This is a genomic window from Desulfobacter sp. (assembly GCF_050177295.1).
On sequence record NZ_JBFXHE010000528.1, the window covers coordinates 1 to 2,643 of the forward strand.

Annotated in this window: 4 protein-coding genes; all 4 read right to left on the reverse strand. The window is 52.7% G+C overall.

The features are described 5' to 3' along the window. A partial coding sequence (locus AB7U36_RS22130) for a 2-oxoacid:acceptor oxidoreductase family protein (protein ID WP_428161767.1) occupies window positions 1-357 on the reverse strand: 357 nt, incomplete at its 3' end. 18 nt (window positions 358-375) lie between these two features. Then, entirely contained in the window at window positions 376-1,119 is a 744-nt protein-coding gene (locus AB7U36_RS22135; RefSeq protein WP_428161768.1) for a thiamine pyrophosphate-dependent enzyme, read from the reverse strand. 22 nt (window positions 1,120-1,141) lie between these two features. Next, window positions 1,142-2,212, reverse strand: a complete 1,071-nt coding sequence (vorB, locus tag AB7U36_RS22140) for a 3-methyl-2-oxobutanoate dehydrogenase subunit VorB (RefSeq protein WP_428161769.1) — start codon at window positions 2,210-2,212, stop codon at window positions 1,142-1,144. A gap of 33 nt (window positions 2,213-2,245) precedes the next feature. Beyond that, window positions 2,246-2,464: a 4Fe-4S dicluster domain-containing protein gene (locus AB7U36_RS22145; protein WP_319495455.1), complete on the reverse strand. Its 219-nt coding sequence runs from the start codon at window positions 2,462-2,464 to the stop codon at window positions 2,246-2,248. Window positions 2,465-2,643: the final 179 nt, after the last annotated feature.

Sequence of the window (2,643 nt, forward strand, 5' to 3'; positions counted from 1 at the left end):
AATGGCGATATCATTGACCGGAACCACCAGCTCAACCACATCCTTGCGTTGACTTCTGACCGGGATCAGTGATGAGTTGATAAATACAATCCCGCCGGGCTTGATGGTATCGTCGAATTTTTCCAGGGATGGCCGGTTCATGGCCACCAGGTGGGTGGGATTTTTTATGATGGGTGATCCAATGAGCTTGTCACTGATCACAACGGTGCAATATGCGGTGCCGCCCCGCATTTCAGGTCCATAGGAGGGAATCCAGGCCACCTGGTATCCCTGCTTCATTGCGGCATAGGCCAGCAGCTTGGCACTGAGAAGAATGCCCTGGCCGCCGAATCCTGCAAATTTAATTTCTGTCTGCATGGGTGTCTCCCGATATTTTTAAGCTTCTTCAGGGGTTTTGTAATCGCCCAGTTCATAATAAGGCAGCAAGGTTTCTTCGGCCCATTTCAAAGCATCCACGGGTGTCATGCCCCAGTTGGTGGGACAGGTGGAGACCACTTCCACAAAACTGAAACAGGTGTTGTCCATCTGGTACTGGAATGCCTTTTTAATCGCTTTCTTACATTTATTCACCATCTGGGGCTTGAGTACGGCCTGCCGGGTCACATAACCCGGGGTCACAATTTCACTCATCAGATTGGCCATGCGGATGGGCATACCGGTCTGGGCCGTATCACGGCCGGCCGGAGCCGTGGTGGCACGCTGGCCGGGCATGGTGGTGGGGGCCATCTGCCCGCCGGTCATGCCGTAAATGGCGTTGTTGATAAAGATGACGGTAAATTTCTCTCCCCGGTTGGCGGCATGAATTATTTCACCCATGCCGATACTGGCAAGGTCTCCGTCTCCCTGGTAGGTGAATACCATCAGATCCGGGCGCACCCGCTTGATACCGGTTGCCATGGCAGGGGCTCTTCCGTGGGCGGCTTCCTGGAAGTCACAGTCAAAGTAATTGTAAATCAGGACGGCGCATCCCACAGGGGCGATGCCGACGGTCTTTTCCCGAATGCCCAGTTCGTCTATGGCCTCGGCCACCAGCCGGTGGACAATGCCGTGGGTGCAGCCGGGACAATAGTGGGTGTGATTGTCTGTTAACGCCTCCGGCGTAGAAAAAGCTTTTCCCATTATTTTCTCCTTGACCGGCGCGCTACCCGATCAGCTCTTTTACGATTTCGATGATTTTTTCAGGTGACGGGATTTCACCACCGCACTCCCCGTAAAATTCCACCGGTTTTTTGCCCATAACTGACCGCTGGACATCCTCCACCATCTGCCCCATGCTCATCTCAATGCTGATAACGCATTTGCAGCTCTCTTTGGCTGCGGCGTCGTGCACCTGTTTCTCAGGAAAAGGAAATAAGGTCTTGGGCCTGAACATGGCCGCTTCAATGCCCTCTTCCTTGAGCATGTCAATAGCGGTGCGGCATACACGGCTCATGGTACCGTAGCTTGCCAGCAGGATTTGGTACTCCCCGTCCGTATTATAAAGCTCATACTGAACATCTTCTTTTTTCATCCGTTCGTATTTGGCTTTAAGTTTCATGTTATGCCGATTCAATTCAGCCGGATCCAGGAACAGAGATTTCACCAGATTGGGCTTTTTGCTCTTTCGGGTGGACATGCCGTTGGTGGCCCAGTCATCCTTATTGCTGGGTTCGGTTTTCAAATCACCGGGGAAATCCACCGGCTCCATCATCTGGCCGATCATGCCGTCGCCCATGATCATGACGGGATTTCTATATTTTTCAGCCAGGGTGAATGCCTGCATGGTCATCTCCACGGCTTCCTGAACACCGTCCGGTGCCAGGACCAGTAGATGATAATCACCGTGACCGCCGCCTTTGGTTGCCTGGAAATAATCACCCTGGGACGGCAGAATCCCGCCCAATCCCGGACCGCCTCTCATGATATTGACAAATACGGCCGGGCATTCTGCTGCGGCAATATAGGAAATTGCTTCGCTCATCAGGCTGATGCCCGGGGATGACGAGGTGGTCATGACACGCTCTCCGGCACCTGATGCACCAAAAATCATATACCCCACGGCCACTTCACTTTCGCCCTGGAGGAACACGCCGCCCACTTCGGGCAGACGCTTGCTCAGGTATTCGGCGACTTCCGACTGGGGCGTGATCGGGTACGCAAAATAGTTCAGACAGCCGGCCCTGATGGCGGCTTCGCCGATTGCTTCATTGCCTTTCATTAAGACTTTAGCCATTGTCTCTTGTCCTTACGTCCATAAAATAAATGATTATGCGTTCTGTTCTTCAACAATACTTATAGCCACATCCGGACACATGGTGCAGCAGATGGCGCAGTAAATGCAGTCCTCCGGTCTGGCCTGAAAGACCGGGAAATGCCCTTTTGCATTAACCTTATCGGAGATCTCAAGCACGTCTTTGGGACAGAAATGCACACAAAGACCGCATCCTTTGCACCTTTCGACATCAATAATGTGTTTATAGGCCATTGTACGTAATACTCCTTGGTGTTAAGTGCGTATCCAGGGGGGAACCAGCAACCGGTCAATGGGCAGGATCGGGCAAGAGATCCGCTCCACGGCCAGTTGGGGCAAAAGCCTGGTGGACGCTGTTATAAATTCAATATTAAGACCGGTGACTTCGGATACCCGGCGCACCAGAGTGTAGC